Annotated in this window: 20 protein-coding genes; 10 read left to right on the plus strand and 10 right to left on the minus strand. The window is 65.1% G+C overall.

The window, feature by feature from the left end; all coding sequences use genetic code 11:
* Positions 1-909, plus strand: a complete 909-nt coding sequence (locus AC0NID_RS16830; RefSeq protein ID WP_473453517.1) for a sigma-70 family RNA polymerase sigma factor — start codon at positions 1-3, stop codon at positions 907-909.
* Positions 910-1220: 311 nt separating this feature from the next.
* On the plus strand, positions 1221-1661 hold the full coding sequence (locus AC0NID_RS16835; protein ID WP_473453515.1) for a hypothetical protein: 441 nt from the start codon (positions 1221-1223) through the stop codon (positions 1659-1661).
* A gap of 251 nt (positions 1662-1912) precedes the next feature.
* On the opposite strand, the gene AC0NID_RS16840 is transcribed toward AC0NID_RS16835, so the two are convergent.
* Positions 1913-2278 carry a VOC family protein gene (locus tag AC0NID_RS16840; RefSeq protein ID WP_473453513.1) on the minus strand — a complete coding sequence of 122 codons (366 nt, stop codon included), beginning with the start codon at positions 2276-2278 and terminating at the stop codon, positions 1913-1915.
* A 190-nt stretch (positions 2279-2468) separates the two neighbouring features.
* On the opposite strand from AC0NID_RS16840, the gene AC0NID_RS16845 reads away from it, so the two are divergent.
* Positions 2469-2720 carry a hypothetical protein gene (locus tag AC0NID_RS16845; protein WP_473453511.1) on the plus strand — a complete coding sequence of 84 codons (252 nt, stop codon included), beginning with the start codon at positions 2469-2471 and terminating at the stop codon, positions 2718-2720.
* Between the two features lie 81 nt (positions 2721-2801).
* On the opposite strand, the gene AC0NID_RS16850 is transcribed toward AC0NID_RS16845, so the two are convergent.
* Positions 2802-3956 carry a sulfite oxidase gene (locus AC0NID_RS16850; protein WP_473453509.1) on the minus strand — a complete coding sequence of 385 codons (1155 nt, stop codon included), beginning with the start codon at positions 3954-3956 and terminating at the stop codon, positions 2802-2804.
* A gap of 118 nt (positions 3957-4074) precedes the next feature.
* Positions 4075-5133: a class I SAM-dependent methyltransferase gene (locus tag AC0NID_RS16855; protein WP_473453507.1), complete on the minus strand. Its 1059-nt coding sequence runs from the start codon at positions 5131-5133 to the stop codon at positions 4075-4077.
* 183 nt (positions 5134-5316) lie between these two features.
* Here AC0NID_RS16855 and AC0NID_RS16860 point away from each other — a divergent pair, with 183 nt between their 5' ends.
* Positions 5317-6201: a LysR family transcriptional regulator gene (locus AC0NID_RS16860; RefSeq protein WP_473453505.1), complete on the plus strand. Its 885-nt coding sequence runs from the start codon at positions 5317-5319 to the stop codon at positions 6199-6201.
* A 35-nt stretch (positions 6202-6236) separates the two neighbouring features.
* Here AC0NID_RS16860 and AC0NID_RS16865 read toward each other — a convergent pair whose 3' ends face one another.
* The 4 genes from AC0NID_RS16865 to AC0NID_RS16880 form a co-directional block, all read right to left on the minus strand.
* Positions 6237-7136 (minus strand): dihydrodipicolinate synthase family protein, encoded by a 900-nt coding sequence (locus AC0NID_RS16865; RefSeq protein ID WP_473453503.1) that lies wholly within the window; start codon positions 7134-7136, stop codon positions 6237-6239.
* 222 nt (positions 7137-7358) lie between these two features.
* Positions 7359-8600 carry a DNA polymerase IV gene (gene dinB / locus AC0NID_RS16870; protein WP_473453501.1) on the minus strand — a complete coding sequence of 414 codons (1242 nt, stop codon included), beginning with the start codon at positions 8598-8600 and terminating at the stop codon, positions 7359-7361.
* Between the two features lie 260 nt (positions 8601-8860).
* The gene (locus tag AC0NID_RS16875; protein ID WP_473453499.1) at positions 8861-9319 is read right to left on the minus strand and encodes a GNAT family N-acetyltransferase; all 459 of its coding nucleotides are present in this window, start codon (positions 9317-9319) and stop codon (positions 8861-8863) included.
* 113 nt (positions 9320-9432) lie between these two features.
* Positions 9433-9792 (minus strand): hypothetical protein, encoded by a 360-nt coding sequence (locus AC0NID_RS16880; protein ID WP_473453497.1) that lies wholly within the window; start codon positions 9790-9792, stop codon positions 9433-9435.
* A 203-nt stretch (positions 9793-9995) separates the two neighbouring features.
* Here AC0NID_RS16880 and AC0NID_RS16885 point away from each other — a divergent pair, with 203 nt between their 5' ends.
* Entirely contained in the window at positions 9996-10298 is a 303-nt protein-coding gene (locus AC0NID_RS16885) for a hypothetical protein (protein WP_126044084.1), read from the plus strand.
* 241 nt (positions 10299-10539) lie between these two features.
* Here AC0NID_RS16885 and AC0NID_RS16890 read toward each other — a convergent pair whose 3' ends face one another.
* On the minus strand, positions 10540-11232 hold the full coding sequence (locus AC0NID_RS16890; RefSeq protein ID WP_473454032.1) for an XRE family transcriptional regulator: 693 nt from the start codon (positions 11230-11232) through the stop codon (positions 10540-10542).
* A 1178-nt stretch (positions 11233-12410) separates the two neighbouring features.
* Between AC0NID_RS16890 and AC0NID_RS16895 the strand changes: the two genes are divergently transcribed.
* The 4 genes from AC0NID_RS16895 to AC0NID_RS16910 are packed head-to-tail and all read left to right on the plus strand — an operon-like array spanning position 12411 to position 17757.
* Positions 12411-13391: a glycosyltransferase family 2 protein gene (locus AC0NID_RS16895; protein WP_473453495.1), complete on the plus strand. Its 981-nt coding sequence runs from the start codon at positions 12411-12413 to the stop codon at positions 13389-13391.
* Between the two features lie 16 nt (positions 13392-13407).
* A complete protein-coding gene (locus AC0NID_RS16900) occupies positions 13408-15045 on the plus strand; it encodes a hypothetical protein (RefSeq protein ID WP_474033454.1) in 1638 nt (545 codons plus the stop codon).
* Positions 15038-16015 carry a lysylphosphatidylglycerol synthase transmembrane domain-containing protein gene (locus AC0NID_RS16905; RefSeq protein ID WP_473453491.1) on the plus strand — a complete coding sequence of 326 codons (978 nt, stop codon included), beginning with the start codon at positions 15038-15040 and terminating at the stop codon, positions 16013-16015. Before AC0NID_RS16900 ends, AC0NID_RS16905 begins: the two co-directional genes overlap by 8 nt.
* Positions 16012-17757 (plus strand): hypothetical protein, encoded by a 1746-nt coding sequence (locus AC0NID_RS16910; protein WP_473453489.1) that lies wholly within the window; start codon positions 16012-16014, stop codon positions 17755-17757. The genes AC0NID_RS16905 and AC0NID_RS16910 overlap by 4 nt, the downstream gene beginning before the upstream one ends.
* Before the next feature lie 16 nt (positions 17758-17773).
* On the opposite strand, the gene efp is transcribed toward AC0NID_RS16910, so the two are convergent.
* Positions 17774-18340 (minus strand): elongation factor P, encoded by a 567-nt coding sequence (gene efp / locus AC0NID_RS16915; protein WP_473453487.1) that lies wholly within the window; start codon positions 18338-18340, stop codon positions 17774-17776.
* Positions 18341-18469: 129 nt separating this feature from the next.
* Between efp and epmA the strand changes: the two genes are divergently transcribed.
* Complete coding sequence (gene epmA / locus AC0NID_RS16920) at positions 18470-19516, plus strand: EF-P lysine aminoacylase EpmA (RefSeq protein WP_473453485.1); 1047 nt, start codon at positions 18470-18472, stop codon at positions 19514-19516.
* Positions 19517-19567: 51 nt separating this feature from the next.
* On the opposite strand, the gene AC0NID_RS16925 is transcribed toward epmA, so the two are convergent.
* A complete protein-coding gene (locus AC0NID_RS16925) occupies positions 19568-20164 on the minus strand; it encodes a DUF922 domain-containing Zn-dependent protease (RefSeq protein ID WP_473453483.1) in 597 nt (198 codons plus the stop codon).
* Positions 20165-20170: the final 6 nt, after the last annotated feature.

Raw genomic sequence — 20170 nt, forward strand, 5'->3', positions numbered from 1 at the left:
ATGAGCACACAAAAACTCGCCCGCCCCGCCCTGGAGGCGATGCTCTCCGGGCTGCGTCCGAAACTGCATCGCTACTGCGCCCGCATGGCCGGCTCGGTGATCGACGGCGAGGACATCGTGCAGGAGACGCTGCTGAAAGCGCTGCAGGCGGTCGACGGCAGCGCGGCGGTCGAGCGGCCGGAACAATGGCTGTTTCGCATCGCCCACAATGCCGCGCAGGATCATCTGCGCCGGCGCCAGCGGGAGAGGTCGCGCATCACCGAGGCCGACATGACCACCATCGAGGATCCGTCCGGCAATGCCGACGCACGGCTCGCCGCCGCCGCCGGCCTGCGCAGCTTCATGCAGCTTTCGGTGGCGCAGCGCGGCGCCGTGATCCTGGTCGACGTGCTTGGCCTTTCCCTGCACGAGACCTGCGAAGTGACCGGCGCGACACTGGCCGCGACGAAGGCGACGCTGCATCGCGGGCGGGCGCAGCTGCGCATGCTGGCGGCGGAGCCCGAACAGGTCGCCGCGCCCAGGCTCGACGCCGATGACGAGCGGCGGCTGCGCCGCTATGTCGATCTGTTCAACGCGCGCGACTTCGACGCGGTGAGGGCGCTGATCGCCGAGGACATCCAGCTCGAAGTCGTCAACCGCACCCGGCTGCGCGGCAAGGCCGAAGTGTCGACCTATTTCGGCAATTACGACCGTGTGAGCGACTGGGCGCTGTCGCTGGGCTTCGTCGACGGCCGGCCGGCGATCCTCATCCGCGACCCGCGGGCACCGGATGGGCCCGGGGAGCCGGATGGCGCCGTGCGCGGCTTCGTGCTGGTCGAATGGCGGGACGAGCGGGTCGCCCAGATCCGCGACTTCCGCTACGCGCCCTGGTGCCTGCCCGACGCGGAGATCAGCACGGTGGAGCGGTGAGGGAGGGCTGGAATAGCTCGGAGATGGCGCGAAGGCGACGTGGCCAGGGGTGCGCCACTTTGCGCATCCCTTCGCTTTCGTGGCTGTAGCCTTCGTGCGGGCGATCCTGAGTCAGCCAGCGTTGGCTGCCACCGGCGCTGCCATCGAGACTATGTTTGCCATCCGCCTCGTTTCGTGGCGGCCTTCTCGCAGCCGGATTCAGGCCGCGTGCTTGGAACAAATGACGGGCGAGACTGTTCAGCTGTGGCTTTGGCATGACGCTGACGTGCCCTCCTGGCTGGGTCAGCGGCGATCTTGAGGAGACTCGCATCATGAAGATTTCGTCCAGATTTCGTTCAGTCGCGGCTGCGGTTATCGCTGCAGCAGGAGTCAGCTTTGCCGGCTCCGCGCATGCCGACAGCGGAACGATCCGCTTCTCCGTCTACAAGGCTGCCTTCTTTGTGGGTGGCTCTGGAGGCGAGGGCACGCTGACCTTCCACGGTCGCCGCTATCCAATCTCTGTCAGCGGCATCTCGGGCGGCCTCGCCTTCGGGGTTTCCAAGACCTATTTCCATGGCACCGTGCGCCACATTCGACGCGCCCGAGATGTGACGGGGGTTTACGGTGCGGCGGGCGGTGGCGGCGCGCTCGGCAAAGGGGCCCAGGTGATCGTCATGACCAATGACAAGGGCGCCCAACTCGAACTCTCTGGCAAGCAGGTAGGCCTGCAAGTCAACGCCGATCTCAGCGGCATTGCCATCACGGTGAAGTAAGAGCCGTCGTCCCTGCGGTCGGCCCACTACGCTGAATACAAAGTCGTCTTTCCAGCGCTACCATGTAGGAAGCGGCCGTTCCACTGTCGGTCGAAAACTGGAACGGCTATAAACGACGTCGCCGGGGTGGGGTCAGGCTCGTCCGCTTTGGTCAAAGACGGCAGAAATCTGCCGTCGGTGGCGGAACGCGACATGACCATGAGCAGACGTGTCAAAACCAACCGCCCGCCGCCACCAGCTTTACGTCGGGCTCAGCCCTTCTTGAACTCGAATAGCTCGATGACGTTGCCCGATGGATCTTCAAGCAAGATGGCGCGACCGGCACCGCCGTCGCTGATTTCGCCGCGGAATCTTGCACCAGCCCGGCGCAACCGCTCAATGAGGACATCGACCTCGTTCGTAACGATCATAAATCGGTTCCACCCGCCTGGCTTCGGATCGCCGCCCGCCTGACCACCGCTCCCCGCACCTGGGGCGCTGAGATACAGCGTCAAGTCGTCGCGCAGCAGCGCGGCGAACTTGCCCGGATTGTGCATGTCGATCTTGAAATCGAGATTGTCTCGATAGAACGCGACCGCCTCGTTGACGTCCGCAACGATGTATCGGACGGATGCCATTCAACCTTCTCCTCTGCCTTGTAGCTACAACAGTCAACTCGCGCAAAGGTTTCCCTGTCGATCGTCCTGACACTGCCTCCCTTGGCGGGGTTTCCGCCACGCAGGTAATTCCCAGATGGACCAAGCGACGCGGTGAGGGCGCCCAGGATATCCAGCTCGAGGTGGTCAACCGCTGCGCGGCAAGGCCGAGGTGTCGACCTATTTCGGCAATTACGACCGCATCAGCGACTGGGCTCTGTCGCTGGGCTTCGTCGACGGCCGGCCGGCGATCCTCTCCCCGGGGAAGCGGATGGTGCCCGTGCGCGGCTTCATGCTGGCCGAATGGCCGGGACGAGCGGGTCGTCCAGCTCCGCGACTTCCGCTACCGCCCTGGTGCCTGGTCCATGCGGAGATCAGCATGGTGGGCGGTGACGGGAAGGCTGGAATGGCAGCAAGTTCTTAGAGCGGTTCCGGTTCCGTGGAACCGGTAACTCGCCGCGTTTATGCGGACGCCAAATCATTCCATTTGGCTGCAAAAAATGCTCTAGACACGCACGCGGCGCGTCACCTGGCCATTGCTCTCCCAGTATGTGTGCTTTTTGGCGATCAAGGGATCGTCCATCTCCGGCTGAATTTGCCCCGTGGTGCTGACCGCGCGCGAGGTCACCGTGTGTTCTCCGGGAGAGGGATTTGCCCAATCCAGGGACCAGATCTTCCAGGCGTGCTCGGCCTCCTCACTGCGGTCGATGGTCGCTGGAGCCCAATGCCCTTGATCGATTTGCACTTCGACCCGGTCGATCGGCGCCCCCCAGGCCGCTCCGATAATGGAGTAATCCGAGTCTTTCCGGGTAACCTTAGCAGGCGCGGACTTTATCAGTGCTCGCCCGACTGAGGTCTCGGTCCACACAGTCTCGCCATTGTGGTCTTCCTCCCGGATGGTGACATAGTCACGGGCCATCAGAAGGCTCATGAAGCGGGTGTCGCGAACCTCGATGCGCTTCAGCCACTTGACGTTGGCGATCCCGTACCAGCCTGGAGCAATGAGCCGCACCGGGAAGCCGTTGGCCGCCGGCAAGGCGGCTCCGTTCATTTCATAGCAGAGGAGATTGTCGGGGCTCATCGCGTCGGCGAGCGACATGCTGCGCGCGAAGTTCTGCTGCATCTTGACGTCGCGTATCGGCACTTCGCCTGTGTCAGTGCCGAAAAAGACGACCTCGATGCCCTTCTCCAGAACGCCGGCCTCCTCGAGGATCGGGGCCAGCGGCGTCCCTGCCCAGCGGGCATTGCCGATGCCGCCGGTGAAGAACGGAAAACCGTGGTTGCCCGAGCATTCCACTGTGAAAACGACCTCCTGCCGCGGCCGTGCCCTGATGTCGGCGAGCGTTAGCGTCAAGGGTTTCTTGACCAGGCCTCCGATCTCCATGGACCATGTCTTCTCGTCGATCGTTGGTCGGTTGAAATGCGAGATGCTGAAGAACTTGTCGTTTGGGGTTATCCAGCTATCCAGATCCTCCCAGACAAGCTGGTTCTGGATACCTACCGGATTGGGATTTTCGGTCGGTTGATCCAGCCACGGAACAACTTCCTCGCCCGCCTGTGTTGGAAAAGCGTAAGCCCGACGCGAAGTATAAAGAGCAGCAATAGCGGCAAGAGCCGCGCTTCCTTGAACGAGAAGTTCTCTGCGTTGAAGACTATGCATGTTGTTTACTTCCCAGTTGATCCGGAACAGGCTGCAACGTGCGTTAGGCCGTAGCCTGATCACGGATAGGCGACACAATGGAAGTTCTGCCAAGTGATTCCACCTGGCCGCAAATGCGCTAGGGGCGGGCCTCCAGCACCATGTTGAACGGCGTCTCCGTGGCGCGACGGAATCGCTTGAAGCCGCCACCGGTCACCACCTTGCGCAGCCTCGCCTCACCGGCCTGGGCGCCAAGCCCGAGCCCGACTTCCTGCGACAGGGATGCGGGCGTGCACACGAACGTGGAGGCGGCATAGTAGACGCGTCCGACGGGGTTGAGGTTCGCCGCCAGATGATCATGCGCGAACGGCTCGACGATCATCCACGTGCCATCCGGCTTGAGCGACCCGTGGACATGGCTGGCGGCGCCCGCCGGATCGCCCATGTCGTGAAGGCAATCGAAGAAAGCGACGAGGTCATAGGTTCCGGGGTAGGTCTTGGCGGTCGCGACCTCGAAGCGCGTGTTGGCGCCGACTCCGGCTTCCTCGGCGGCCTTGCGGGCACGCTCGATCGAAGGGGCGTGATAGTCGAAGCCGACGAAGCGCGAATTAGGGAAAGCACGGGCCATGAGCACGGTCGATGCGCCATGACCGCATCCGACATCCGCGACCTCCGCGCCGCGTCCGAGTTTCTCGACGACCCCCTCCAGGGCCGGTAGCCAGGAGTCGATCAGGTTGGCATTGTAGCCTGGACGGAAGAACCGTTCCGTCCCGCGAAACAGACACGCGCTATGATCGTGCCACGCGACGCCCTTGCCGGACTGGAATGCCTGCCTCACCTTTTCTTCGTCGAGCCACAGCGAGGACAGGACCTCGAATGCGCCAGCCATGAAGGCCGGGCTTTCTTCATCGGCGAACACCAGCTCCTGCTCGGCGTTGAGATAGAACGCGTCGCTGCCTTCATCGTAGTCGACGTAGCCCGCCGCCGCCTGCCCGGAAAGCCATTCCCTTACGAGGCGTTCCTGGGTGCCGGTGCGTGTCGAAAGTTCGGCGGCCGTCATCTTGCCGCCTTCGCGCAATGCCTTGAACAGGCCGAGCCTGTCTCCCAGCAAGACTCCCGCGCCCGTAGCGATCGCACCGAGATCACCGACCATTTTCCCCAAGAATGCGTCCAACTTTTCCTGACTGGCTTCAGACATCGGAATCTCCCTTTGGGCTAGATCTCTCCAACCGCGTTCGGTGACGCCGATCCTGGTTTCGGATCGGCTCCGACAGCAGCCAAGCCGCCATAAAGTCGGTGAAGTTTACTTGAGCGTGAGGGAGGCGGATAATGCCGAATTGTCATCGCGGCGATGCAGGCGAGACATCGGCGGGGGCGGATCATGGAGATGCACGAAATCCGCTATTTTCTGGCGGCCAGCGAGACTCTCAACTTTCATCGCGCGGCAGACCTCGTTCACGTCGGCCAGCCCGCGCTGACGCGGGCCATACAGAAGCTGGAGGCGGAACTTGGCGGCTATCTTTTCCACCGCGAGAAAACCCGCGTCCGGCTCACCGATTTTGGCTGCCTGATGCGCACCCATCTGGACGAAGTGCTCCAGCGTTCGGAGACAGCCAAGAGGACCGCCAGGAGCTTCCTCTCCCTGGAAACCGCGTCGCTGACGCTCGGTGTTATGTGCACCATCGGCCCGCTGCGCTTCATCGGTTTCCTCAATGCCTTTCGGGAGCGCTATCCAGGCGTGGAAGTGACCGTGATCGAGGGCGCGGCAAGCCATCTCACCGACCTTCTGACCGAGGGCAAGCTTGACGTCGCGCTGCTGGCCAGGCCCGAACCATTCGACCATGGCCTGAAGGCGGAACCTGTTTACCGGGAGCGCTTCGGGCTCGCCTTTTCGACCGGCCATCCTTTCGAGATGCGCAATACGCTTCATCTTACCGACGTCCGCGGCGAAGCCTATCTTGAGCGCATCAATTGCGAATATGGCGATCATATAGACGGCCTCTGCCGGAATATCGGCTTGGATGTCCGCAGCGCCTTTCGCAGCGAGCGTGAGGACTGGATCCTGGCGATGATCGCCGCCGGCATGGGCGTCTGCTTCATCGCGGAGTACTCGGCCAGCCATCCCGGTGTCTGTCACAGGCCTGTCGTCGACCCTGAAATCATCCGCGAGGTGTCGCTCGTTTCAGTGGCCGACCGCTTGCCTTCCCCTGTTGTCTCGGCTTTCGCCAAGGCGGTGAAGGAGCACGACTGGCAAACGGCCCAATAGGAGCTCCGGCTAAAGTGCAGGTGCGTCGAGTTGCATCAGAAGCCGACGCACCTGCCGAGAATCGCTTCGAGATCGTGCCCGAGCTTTGCGCTCTCGGCGGCTGGGAGCGCCGCCAGCGGCGGCAGCGGCGAGGCGTAGGAGGGGTCGGCCATCATGGCGGCAACCATCGCCTTGATGCCGGGGATCAGCGGGCCGGAAGCCACGCGCTTTCTGATCGCGGATGCGGTGGCGAGCGCGTCGGCATCGCCGTCGCGCCAGGCCGCGGCGCAAAACCTGCTCGAGAGATTGACGGTGGCGGAGATGCATCCGGCGAAGGCGCCGCCTCTCGCCTCGATCAGCGAGCCCTCGTCGCTGGGAAAAACATCGAAGTCCGGCACCGCAGCGGCCACCGTCCGGGAATAGGCCAGGTCTCCCGACGAGTCCTTGAGGCCGTGGAGGCGCGGGCCGATCCGCTCCCGCAGTGCCGCCACCAAAGCGGGGTGGAACGGAACGCCTGACAGAGCCGGGAAATGATAGAGGTAGAGCGGCGTCCGCTGCGCCGCCGTCATCTCCGCGACGGCGCTGAAATAGGCGATCACGCCGTCGTCGGGAACGTTCTTGTAATAAAAGGGCGGTAGCAGCAGCGCGCCGGCGAAGCCCAGTTCCCCGGCATGGCGGGTGAGCTCGATCGCGTCGGCGACCGCCGCGGCCCCCGTGCCGACCATCAATCGGTCGCACGGCAAGGCCTTGGCGGCGGCGGACATCAGGGCCTTGCGCTGGGCGAGGCTCATCGACGTCGCCTCGCCGGTGGTGCCGCATACATTGAGCGCGTCGCAACCTTCGTCCAGAAGCCTGCCGGCCAGCCTGACGAAGCGGACCAGGTCGGGCTCGAGCGCCCCGGTGAACGGGGTTGGAATGGCGGCGATCACACCGCGCAACCTGCTGTTGCCTGTCATTGCGGTTCTTTCGTTCGACGGGGTGTTGGTTCAGCCGGCCTGTCGAAGCAGCCTAGCTCGGGCGCGGCGGATCATTCACATGCGGATGCAGTTCGTCAACCGAGCGCGGAACATGCCGCGAAATTGGCCGGAGGATGCGGCGGCGCAGAATGGAAGCAGATCCTTCGCGCCCTCCCGCATCATTCCGGCGACGTGGCAAACCAAATTGCAATCGATGGCGGCTCACAATTCCTTTTCGGCCAGCTCGCGGAACGCGTCGGGGACCGAGCGCGACAAGCCGAGCGTGACCGAGGCGTAGCCGACCGCCTCCCAGCCGAAGCGGTCGCGGATCTTGTCGATGGCGCGATCGGCGGTCCAGCGCGCCGCACCCTTTCGAGTGCCGGGACGGCGCCGGTCGTCGGCAAGCCCGAGCGGCAGTTCCAGCTGCAGGCCGGCCTGCTGTTCCAGATGCGAGACGGCGATCGCCAGCAGCGAGATGGTCTTTTCGTGCGGATGATCGGCAAGCACCTTGCGCACCAGCGCCTCGGCGATCTCGGCCAGCATGGCGGTTGCCGAAATCGGCTGGTCGAGGGTGATCGAGCGCGTCACCGAACGCAGGTCGGCGAAGCGGACGCGAACCGTCACCGTGCGGCCGGGCCGCGATTTTGCCCGCAGCCTGGTGGCGACCCTGTCGGCCAGATGCAGCAGGGTGGGGACGAACACGTTTTCCTCGGCGGGTTTGCGGCCGAGCGCCGATTGCGCGCCGGCCGACCGCGCCCGGCGCTGCGTCTCGAGCTTGCGCGGATCGCGGTTCCACGCCAGCGCGTTGAGCTTTTCTCCCGCCGCCGGGCCGAGCAGCCGCTCCAGCGCCCCACCGTTGGTCTTCGCCAGTTCGCCGATGGTGTTGACGCCGATGCCGGCCAGCCGCTGCCTGATCACCGGACCGACGCCCCACAGCAGCTCGACCGGCAAATCGTGCAGGAACTCCAGCTCGTGGCGCGGATCGACCACCACCAGCCCGTCGGGCTTGGCCACCTGCGAAGCGATCTTGGCCAGATGCTTGGTGCGCGCCACGCCGACCGAGATCGGCAGGCCGAGCTCGGCCCGCACGCGGCGGCGGATAGAAGTGGCGATCTCGGCCGGCGAGCCGAACAGATGGGTGCAGCCGGCGACGTCGGCAAAGGCCTCGTCGATGGAAATGCGCTCGACCACCGGCGTGAAATCGCCGAGCACCTTGATGGCTGCATCGCCCAGCCGCTGGTAGTCCTTGAAGTGGCCGCCGACGAAGATCAGCCCGGGGCAGAGTTCGCGTGCGCGCCGCCCCGGCATGCCGCCACGCACGCCGAACGCCTTGGCTTCGTAGGAAGCGGCCAGCACGACGCCGCCGCCGACGGCGATCGGCTTGCCGCGCAGGGCCGGGTCGAGCAACTGTTCGACCGAGGCATAGAAGGCGTCCAGATCCGCGTGGAGGATGTTGGCTTCCATCCGGCCCGTTCGCCCATGGCGGTCCGAACGCCGCATTTGTCTCGAGAGTGGTTTTGTATGGAACATAAAAAGAACATTGCGGTCGGATTGTCAAGGAGCGCTGAGACTGGTGGGGGCAGTCGCTTCAGGTTCGCGCCGCTCATCGCCCTGCCTTCCAGCGCTGATGGTTGGCGAAAGCTGAAGCGGCATCCGATCTCCCCCGCAAGGGGGGAGATTGGCAGCTTCACCGGCAGCGCCTCCTCCGGAATGTTTAAGGCGCCTTACAGCGCCATCTTGTAGCCGAGATGGCTGGCGGTGAAGCCGAGGCGCTCGTAGAAAGCGTGCGCCTCGCGTCGGCTCTTGTCCGTGGTGAGCTGGACGGAGCTGCAGCCCCGCGCGCGGCACGCTTCAACCGCCCATTCGACCATCCGTTTGCCGACGCCGCCGGACCGCCGGTGCCGCGCAACGCGAACGCCTTCGATCTGGCCTCGCCAGGCGCCTTTCCTCGAAATGCCCGGAAGGAAGCTGAGCTGCAGGGTTCCGACCACTTGCCCGGCTTCGACAGCCACGGCCAGCAGTTGGTTGGGGTCTGCATCGATTGCCCTGAAGGCATCGAGATAGGACGGGGCGAGCGGCGTCGACGGATCTTCCCGGCCCGCGCCGAGCGCGTCATCGGCAAGCATTGCAACAATCGCCGGCAGGTCGGGCGCTTGCGCGCGACGGAACTCGATCTCGCTCATCGAGGGGATGACATACGGCGCGGTGTCGGCGACGGCAAGTCCGGTTCAATCATTTGCGACACGCGCGGTGCGGCGCGACCGGCATTCGCGGCCGATGGCGTCAGCGCCTCGGCTCAGGCGGCCTGCCGTGACCAGAGGTGGCGGCGGAAGAAGTGCGCCAGGAGCCGCTGCTGCCTGGCGCGGGCGAGATCGGCGCCGCGTCTTTCCTGGCGCCAGCGCGGCATGTTGCGGTAACAGGCGATGAAGCGGGCGGCGTCCTCGATCGCCTCCTCGGCCGATTGCGCCGGACGGATCGCTGCCAGGAACAGGGCCTCGCCGTGCTTCAGCCGGTCGACGACCGCCTTGCGCTGGTCGTGGCCTTGCCGCGCCTTGCCTATGCCGTCGAGGCGGATGGCCGCGAAGGCCGCCAGCATGGCCGGGCTGTCGCCGGTATAGCCGCAATCGCGGGCGAATTGGGCGGAGAGGGTGTCCATCCTTGGTTCCTTGCTGCAGGCGGGCGCGGCGCATGCCCAGTCCCGCCGCCCAATTCGTATCGTCCGGGCGGTATATCTGTATAAGAATAACTCAAAAATTGGTACAAGTTAAACTTTTGATTGGGTTTGAGCGGAACCGACTCGACTCTTCGGGAAAAACCCATAATGTTGTGAACAAAACAGGAACGGAGGCGTATGGGGCGATGGCATTGCCGGGCAAGGAAGCGACGATCGCCGAGGTCGTTTCGATCGCGGTGGAGTGTATCGATTGCGGCCGCAACAGATGGTGGAAGCCGGCCGAACTCAAGCGCTTCGGGGTGACCGCGCAGACGCCGCTGGCGGCGCTTTCGGGGCGCCTCGTCTGCAAGGCCTGCCGAGCCGACGGATTGCCGGGCGGGGCGGTTTCGATCCAGGCGGCGTTCATCGACGAGCAGCAGCAGCGCCGCGCCGAGGCGCGGATGCTCAGCGAGCGCGAGGTTCCCCTGGAGAGATCCAGGCGGGCTTGACGGGGTGGCGGAAACGTCATCTCCTCACAAGGAGGCAGGGCAATCGCATATGGGGGTCCCCCTCATCCGGCCCTTCGGGCCACCTTCTCCCCCTGGGGAGAAGAGGCTAGGCATCAACGCTGGCGACCTCCTCTCCCCTCGGGGGAGGTCGGATTGCCCCGAATTGTCCTTCGCAATCCGGGTGGGGGGCTCTTGCCCCATGTGCGATTGCCCTCCTGCGCAAGGGAGAGAAAACAGCCCCTCAGTATCCCAGCAGTTCCTTGAGCGGGATGACGCGCCAGACGTGCTTGATCGCGTAGCGGTTGAAGGTCAGTGTCTTCGGCGGATTGTACTGCTCGACGACCAGCTCGGCGGCGGTGCGCTTGACCAGCTTCTTGATGAAGGCCTTGCCGTTGCGCTCGTTTTCCTCAGGGAACATCTCGATCACCACATGGTCGCCGGGCACGGCGTCGCGGCCGCCGCAATAGAGCATCTCGCCGGGTTCGTAGCGCGGCACCATCGAGTCGGAGAGCACATGCAGCGCGAACACCTTGCGCAAATGGGCGATGCCGGGCGGGCGCTGGACATAGCCGGCGACCTCGCCGTTGAAGGTGAAATCGCCGTCGTCGCCGCCGACCGCGGCGCCCAGAAGCTCGATGTCCATCGGGCCGGCGGGCAGGGGGGCGGAGTCGGTGACGATCTCGGCGTCGGCGACATTGTCGGCGTCGTCGAAGACGACCTCGCCCTTGCCGAGCGCCACCGGGTCGACGCGCAGGAAGGCCGCGGTCTTCAAAAGGTTCTCGGTCTTGGGCAGGTTGCGGCCGGTTTCCCAATTGCCGACGGCGGCGACGTCGGTGTCGTTGTGCTCGGCAATGTGGCGCATCACCAGGCCGCGCTGCTTGCGCGCCTTGCGGATCGCCGCCCCGACCTTGATCGACAATGAGGTTTTCGCCATGGCGCCATCTGAAACATAAGAATCGGTTTCGTCCATGAAAGAATGGCTTTCATATATTTTTGAGTTATGCTTATATATAGCCATACACAAACCGCATCGCCCCATTTCGCTTTCCTCGTCCCGGCTGTCCTCCCCTGCCGGGACGAAGCCCGAGGCCAGCGCCTCGGATCCGGCCGCCCTTCCGTCACCGGCGGCGACCGGAACGGCCGGAGCCGCCCCCCTCACGGCTCCGGCCACCCGTCTGGTCCGGCCCGGCCCGGTTCACCGGGTCGGGACTACAGGCTGCATCCGTCTTCGACCGGCAAACGGGCCGGGCGGTCTCCGGCGCCCGCCGCGAGGCGGCAGAGGCGAAGCTTGGCCGACGGAGGTGACCACCGTCTCCCCTGTGAACGGGGAGGGGGCAGCTTCGGTATTCACACAATCTCTTGAGACGGATCGATACCATGCCCCGCCTATACCGACGCGGAATTGCAAAGCATCGCCAGCTGGCTGAAGGACGGATTGTCCGCCGCCAGGATCGCAATCCGACTGAGCGCGCTGCGCGGCAGCCCGGCCTCGCGCAACGCCGTCATCAGCATCGTCCACCGCAACGCCGACTTGCGGCGGCGGCCGCGGGGTAACAGGCAACTGGTGATGCCGGCGCCGGGCAATCACCGGGCAATCAAATGCTGGCTTGCGACCCGACCGCATTGGCCGCTGACCATCGGGGGAGGCGGGTGACCGATCGGCAGGATTTGCGGCGCCCCCCGACATTTTCCGTGGAACTGCCTTCCCGGTCCGCCCGTTTAGATAGGAAACCAACATGGGAAGCACCCGATGAACTCTTGGCAAATCAACACTTTGGAGGCGTGCTGCCTTCTCGCCGTTCCGCTGTCGCTCATCCTAACGGTGCTGGCGGCGGGTCTCATCCTTGGGTGAATCTGTCAGTATCGGCTCCTGTCACCGAGAGAGGTCAAGCGGGAGCATCGCATGAAGCATCAGGCGAGGAGAGCCAAGGCATTCCCCCTGCAGGATTTCTGGGACAACGTAGCTGACGAAGGCTAGCCCGCGAGCCCACGAGGGCGGCGAGCGCGTTGAACTGACTAGCGCATTGCCGCACCCCCACCTTTTCCGTCTTCCTAGTTCCCCGGGGATGGGATATCCGGGTCTTCTTTACGTCGACCCTGATCGGTATCCCCTTGAAACTGATTATCCAGATACCTTGCTTCAACGAGGAAGCGTCGCTGGCGGAGACACTTTCCTGCCTGCCGCGCAGCGTGGCCGGGTTCGACGCCGTGGAATGGCTGATCGTCGACGATGGCAGCACCGACGGTACCGTCGAGGTGGCGCGGAAGGGCGGTGTCGACCACATCGTCCAGTTCCCCTTCAACCGCGGCCTTGCCAAGGCTTTCGTCGCCGGCATCGAACGCGCGCTGGAGGAAGGCGCCGACGTCATCGTCAACACCGACGCCGACAACCAGTACGATGCCAGCGACATTCCCTCCCTCGTCCAGCCGATCCTGGACCGGCGCGCCGACCTGGTTGTGGGCAGCCGCCCGATCAGGACCATCGATCATTTCTCGCCGACCAAGAAATTGCTGCAGCGGCTGGGCAGCTGGGTGGTGCGCTTCACCTCGGGCGCGGATGTCGCCGACGCGCCGAGCGGGTTTCGCGCGCTGTCGCGCGAGGCGGCGATGCGCCTGCACATCTTCGATTCCTACACCTACACGCTGGAATCGGTCATCCAGGCCGGGCGCTCCGGGCTGAAGATCGTTTCGGTGCCGATCAGGGTCAATGGCGAGACGCGGCCATCGCGCCTGGTGCGCAGCATCCCGCGTTACGTCTTTCGCTCCAGCATTTCGATCCTGCGCTCGGCGTTCATCTATCGTCCGGGCCTGACCTTCTTCCTGCTTGGTCTCGTTCCATTCGCCGTCGGCTTCTTTCTCAGCGTGCGTTGGCTCGTGCTCTATTTCGAAGGCACCCAGCGCACGCACATACCCAGCCTGATCCTCGCGGCGATCATGATGATCGCCGCATTCCTGTGCTGGCTTTGCGCACTTCTCGGCGAAATCAACGGCATCAATCGAAAACTGCTCGAAGATGTGAGATACGGATTGCGGCGCAACCGTTTTGGCGGCAGTGGCAGGATCGGCAGCAGGAATGGCGGCGACAGCCAGTAGGAACAAGGGCAGGACCGTGCAGTTTGAAGATGTCCGGCGCGGCGTTGCGAGCCTTGTCCTGGCCGAAATCCCCAAGCTGCTCACCTTGCTCGACCGCACGCCGGTCAGCGCCACCTATGGCTGCTTCGACCGCGCCTACTGGCATTACCGTATGATGGATTTCCCCTGCGGCATGTCGCAGGAATTCGTGCTGCCGCTGGCGCTTGTCTGGTCGATGGACGAGCTGCCGGGCAATGTCTATCACCGCGACCCGCAGATCCGCGAATACATCCTGGCTGCCATCAGGTTTGCCGCCCGCTCGGCCCATGCCGACGGCTCGTGCGACGACTACTATCCGTTCGAACGGGCGGCCGGGGCGGCCGCCTTCTCGCTGTTTGCCATTCTCGAAACGCTCGATGTGATCGAGCTTACCGCCGATCCGGAAATCGACGCCTTCGTGCAGCGCAGGGCGCATTGGCTGGCCTCGCACACCGAAAGCGGGCGGCTCTCCAACCATGAGGCGCTGATCGTCTCCTGCCTCGAACGCGCCGGCCGCCGCTATCCTGGCGCGGGCTTCGAGGCAGCGCTGGCGACGCGCCTGCGGCGGCTGCTTTCCTGGCAGCACGCCGAAGGCTGGTTCGACGAATATGGCGGCGCCGATGTCGGCTATCTCTCGCTCACCATCGGCCTGCTCGCCGATCTGGACCGGCGCCGGCCGGATCTCGATTTGAGACGGCCGCTGACCGCGGCGATCGATTTCCTGGCCAATTTCGTCCATCCGGACGGGACCGTCGGCGGCGAATATTCGAGCCGGTCGACGCTCAACTTCTTTCCGTTCGGCTTCGAGATCGCCGGCGCCTGGCACGAGGATGCGCTGCGGATCAACAACCTGGCCTTGCTGCCGCTCGTCGAGCTCAGGCCGCCCTGCTATTCGGACGACCGCATCATCGGCCATCATTTGTGGGGCTGGCTGTTCACCTTGCGGGAATTTCGCTGCGACAGGCCGCTCGACCAGCCGCAGCGGACCGGCCGCGCCTGGTTCGACGGCTGCGGGCTGTTGGTCGACAGAACCCCGTCGACCTTGCTGGTCGCGGCGCTGTCGCGCGGCGGCGTCTACAAATATTTCGCAGACGGCAGGCTGGTCGCCAGCGACACCGGGGTCACGCTTGCGCTCAGCGGCCGCGGCAAGGTTGCCGTCAGCCATCTCGGCGGCGCGACGGTCGCCGTGTCGGACACGCATATCGACGTTTCGGGCGAGATGGCCTGGGCCAAGAGCACGCGGCTGACGCCGGCCAAGAACATCGTGCTGCGCATCGTCATGCTCGGCTTCGGCCGCTTCTTTCCCGATCTCGTGCGGCGTCTCCTGCAGAAGGTGCTGGTCACCGGCAAGTCCGCCGCCCCGTTCAGCTTCCGCCGGCAGTTCGAAAAGACAGCGCAGGGGTGGCTGGTGCGCGACGAGATCTCGGCCGCGCAAGGCTGGCAGGATGTCGGCAGGATCGGCATCTCGGGCCATCAAAGCTCGACCACGACGATCATGGCCCGCGTCTATCAGGAAAGCCAGCTGGTCCCGTTCATCGACCTTGCGCCGCGGCTGAAAGGCCTGGCGGCCGGCGACCGGCTGAGCTTCGAACGGCATCTGCAAGGCGGCCATTTGCAAGGCGGCGGCGATGCGTAAGATCGCCGGTCTCCTCGTCAGCGCGGCCCTGCTTGGCCTGCTCTATGCCTTCATCGACGTCGACGGACTGTGGCGGGCGGCGCGCGCGGCCGATCCATGGTGGCTTGTCGCCGGAATCCTGTTCTTCATACCGCTGACGCTGTTGACCGCCTGGCGCTTCACGCTGGTCGTCATCGGCCGCATCGGCTTTGTCGAGGCCAACCGGCTGATCCTGGCGGCGAGCACGCTCAACATGTTCCTGCCGTCCAAGCTCGGCGACCTCGCCAAGGCGCATGTGCTGTCGCGCCGCCATGGCACAAGCCCCAGCATCGCCTTTGCCATCGTGGTGCTCGAAAAGTCGCTCGACATGATGTCGCTGCTCGCCTGGGGCGTGTTCGGGCTGGTCGTCGTCGGCGTCGGCCGCCCGGCGATGCTTTGGTTCCTGGTGCCGGTGGCCGGGCTGTGCGCGCTGCTTGTCCTTCTGATCCTGCCGCTGCGCATCCTGCCGTTTTTCCTGTCGCATTTCGGCAGGCTGCTGCCGGGCCGCCTTGCCGGGGCGCTTTCGGCCTTCGCCGGCAGCTGGCAGGAGATGTCGGAATGGTTCTGGGCGACGCCGGTGCGCGCGCTCGGCGTCATCCTGCTTTCGGTGGTGATCTGGGGCGCGCATCTCCTGCAGTTCTGGCTGTTTTCGCAGGCGCTGAACGGCCATGTGCCGGTGCTCGAAAACGCCGCCTTCGCCACGCTGTCGATCCTGGTCGGCCTGTTGCCGTTCACCTTTGCCGGCATCGGCACGAGGGACGCGGCGATCGTCTATTTCTATGCGCCGTATCTGTCGGCGGGGGCCGCCGCCGTGCTCGGCATTCTGGCGACGCTGCGCTACGTGCTTCCGGCCATCGCCGGGGCGCCGTTCGTCGCCGATTTCCTCGGGCTGGTGCGGCGGTCCGATCCGGCCGGCGGCGGCTTGCGGCAGTCGCAGGAGCGCAAGAATTGAACGCGTCGACGGCCGGCCAGTCCGGACTGGCCGCGTTTGTGGCGTTCCTCAGGCAGCGGCTGGAACGCCGCGACGACGAGGATCATGTCTGGCTGCCGATGTCGCTGGGCTTCGGCCTGATCGCCAGCCTGGCGTTCCTGGTGGCGGTGTTCCGCGTCGAGGGAACCATCCAGGACGACGCGCGGATGTTCCTGTCCTGGATGGGCCGCTGGGACGATCCGGAGCTGCTCAAGGGCGATCTCGTCGCCGACTATTGGTATTCGGTCAGCCCCTGGCTCTACCGCGCCGTCTTCAGGGCAGCCTGGCTGGTCGGCATCAAGCCGCTCGTCTTCGTCAAGATCCTGCCGGCGCTGCTGTTTCCACCGATCGCCTACTTCAGCTACCGACTGCTGAGGGCGATGCGCGTCGACCCGCTCGCCGCCTTCGTCGCGACGGTCTTCATCCTCAACGTCATGGTGCGCGACGACATCGTGGTCAGCGGCACGCCGCGCGCCTTCTGGCCGCTGCTGCTTCTGGCCGGTCTCGACGGCGTGGCGCGCGTCAGGGTCCTGCAGGTCGCACTGGCGCAGCTGTTGATGGCCGGCGTCTATCCGCAGGTCGCCCTGGTCATGTCCGGAGTGATCGGACTGTCCGTGCTGACACCCTGGCAGCGCCCGTGGATCGATCTTGGCCGCCGGCGGCTGGCGCTGGTCGTGCTTGCCGCGGTGGCGACGGTCGCCGGCATCGCGCCTTTCCTGCTCAGGGAGAGCCAGTTCGGCCCGGTATTCACGCTCGCCGAAGCCAGAACCATCCCGACCTTCCTGTACGGGCGCGGCAGGATTCTCGGAGCCGACGGCTCGGCCGATTTCCTGTGCCAGACGCGGCTCGGCATTTTCGCCGGCGGATGCAAGGGCCTGCTCGATCCGCGGCTCTATCTGCTGGTCCTTGCCAACGGGCTTGGCCCCGTTGTCCTGCTCATGCGCATGTCCCGCCCCGGGCCGAACCCCGGCGCCGGTTCGCCGCTGCCGTTCTACCTGCTGGTCAGTTCGCTGATCTGCGCGGCGCTGTCGGCGGCGGCGCTGTTCAAGCTGCATCTGCCCAGCCGCTATGCGTCAGGCTTGCTGCTGCTGCCCTGGCTGGCCACTTTGCCGGTCCTGTCCGACTGGGTCCGGTCGCAGCTTTCGCCGCAAAGGCTGATCGAGCGCTACAGCGGCAGGACCTTGGCTATCGGCACCGGCATTGCGGCGCTGGCCGGCGTGCTCGCGGTCAGCATCGTCAAGACAGGCAACGCCCTGCCGGCCGACCGCGAACTGATCGCGGCGATCCGGTCGCTGCCGAAAGACGCCGTGGTCGGCGGTTTCGCCGAAGACCTCAATTTTTCACCGGTTCTGACGGGACGTTCGACATTGTTCAGCCGCGAACTCTCCATCGCCTATGAGAAAGGCTACTATCAGAAGGTGCACCGGCGCATGGAGGTCATTCGCGATCTGGTGCTGACGACCGACGCGTCGGTCCTTGCCGACCGGATGCGGGAGCTTCCCGTCGACGTTCTCGTCGTCACCAGGGACACGCTTGCCCAGGCGCGCATCCCCGTGACCTTTCGCGGCTTTTTCGGTGCCGAACTGGCGCAGATGGAGGCGCGGGCCGCCCAGGACGGGTCGACGCTGGTCGCCCGCCTGGCGCCAGGCTGCACCATGGGCGCCTACCGCGACACCGTCATGCTGGACGCGCATTGCCTGGTTCGGGAGGTGACAGCGCCGTGAGCGATCCCTTTGCCGCTCAGTCCTTGGCGCGCTCTACATAGGCGCCGTCGGCCGTCATCACCACCACGCGGGTGCCGGCGCTGATGTGCGGCGGCACCAGCGTGCGCACGCCGTTGGACAGCGTCGCCGGCTTGTAGGACGAGGACGCCGTCTGGCCCTTGGTCACGGGCTCGGTCTCGACCACCTCGAAGGCGGCGCGCTGCGGCAGCACCAGCGAGATGGCGATGCCATTGTGCTGCGAGATCTGCACCGCCATGCCTTCCGTAAGATAGGGCGCCATCTCGCCAACCACGCTTTCCGGCACCGCGACCTGGTCGTAGGTTTCCGGGTTCATGAAATGGAAGCCTTCCGCGTCGCTGTAGAGGAAGGTGTGCTCGCGTTCCTCGACATAGGCGCGCTCGACCTGCTCGGTGGTGCGGTAGCGCTCCGAGACCTTCACCCCATCGGAGATGCGGCGCATGTCGAGCTGGGTCACTGGCGTGCCCTTGCCCGGATGGATGTTTTCGGCGAATAGGATCACATAGAGCTTGCCGTCCTTGTCGACGACATTGCCTTTGCGTAGAGAACTGGCGATGACCTTCACGGGCTTTATTCCTAAGTGCGTTGACTGGCCTGGGAGCGCCGGCTGGCGCAAATCGGCTGCGGCAGCCGTCCGGTGCGGCCTAGCGCATCTTGGCTGCAATCGCCAGTCCTCCATGCAAATCCGCGTGCCATGACCGCCGCCTCGCCCTGGTGGACGCCTGATGTTCACGCCGACCGCCGGCCGCGGCTGATCGCGCGCAATGCCATAACCGCGGCCCTGCGCGACTGGTTTGCCCGCCGCGACTTCGTCGAGGTCGAGACAGCGGCGCTGCAGGTCTCGCCCGGCAACGAGGCGCATCTATCGGCCTTCGCCACCGAGGCGATCGGCCCGGACGGGCATCACCACCCGCTCTATCTGCATACCTCGCCGGAATTCGCCTGCAAGAAGCTGCTCGCCGCCGGGGAGAAGCGCCTCTTCAGCCTGAGTGCCGTCTATCGCAACCGCGAGCGTGGCGCCTTGCACCACCCGTCCTTCACCATGCTCGAATGGTACCGGGCCGATGAGACCTATGAGAGCCTGATGCAGGATTGCGCCGGGCTCGTCGCGCTGGCCGCCGAGCGGGCAGGCGCCAGGCGGTTTTCGTTTCGCGGCCGCGAGGCCGATCCGTTCTCCGAGCCGGAACGGTTGAGCGTCGCCGAGGCTTTTTCGCGCCATGCCGGCATCGACCTGCTGGCCACGGTAGCCGCCGACGGCAGCACCGATCGCGACGCGCTGCACGCGGCTGTGGTCCAGGCGGGCTTGCGCACCGCGTCGGACGACAATTGGGCAGACCTGTTCAGCCGGGTGATGGTGGAAAAGATCGAGCCGGCGCTGGGGCAGGGGCGTGCCACCATCCTCCATGGCTATCCGATTTCGGAGGCGGCACTCGCCCGGCCGAGCGCGGATGATGCGAGGGTCGCCGAGCGCTTCGAGCTCTATTGCTGCGGCGTCGAGCTGGCCAACGCGTTTGGCGAACTGACCGACGCCGCCGAGCAGCGCCGGCGCTTCATCCTCGAGATGGACGAGAAGCAGCGCGTCTATGGCGAACGCTATCCGATCGACGAGGATTTCCTCGCCGCGCTCGCGATCATGCCGCAGGCCAGCGGCGCCGCACTCGGCTTCGACCGGCTGGTGATGCTGGCCACCGGGGCGGGTAAGGTGGAGGATGTGATGTGGACGCCCGTGGCGAAGTTGTAAGAAGTGCCCGGTGCTCTACGGCGCCCCCTGCCGTGGTTTCCATCCCCACTGCTACCGCCCCATCAGCAAAGCGACGATGAGCAGTTGCATATTGCCGCCCTGGCCGAATTCGACCCGGTCAAAATCGCGGCTTGCCTGCCGCTGCGCCTGGGAGATCTCGGCAAGCCGCCTGGTCAGCTCGGTCCTGATCTTGCTGCAGCGGGGGTCGCCGGCAACGGTCAGGCCGACGCTCACGGATTCGATCTTGCGCACCATCTCGACGATGGAGTCGCCATGCACCTTTTCATGGGCGGCGAGCCCGGCGGCAAAAGCCTCCCAGCTCTTTTTAACGGCGGCCGGCAGCCGCCCGTTCGACTTCGGCAAAGTATAGGTGATGATGAGCTTTGGCCGCGCCGAGGCCAGCACGCAGGCATCGCCTCGCGGCTGGTAGTCCCTGACCCAGGTCAGCTTGAAATTGGTGTACGCGATGACGCGGTGCTTGCTCTTGCCGACCATCGGCCCCCGCTCGCCAATCGAGGTATAGAGTTCGAGGCCGGTCTGCCCTGAAACGGCGTAGGTCTCGACCTTTTCGATCGGCTTCCATTCCGCCTGCGCCGGCGACGCCAGGAAACAGGCAAGAAGCAGAGGCATCAGAACGGCTGTTTTCATGGGAAT

The sequence above is a fragment of the Mesorhizobium sp. WSM4821 genome, assembly GCF_055901555.1.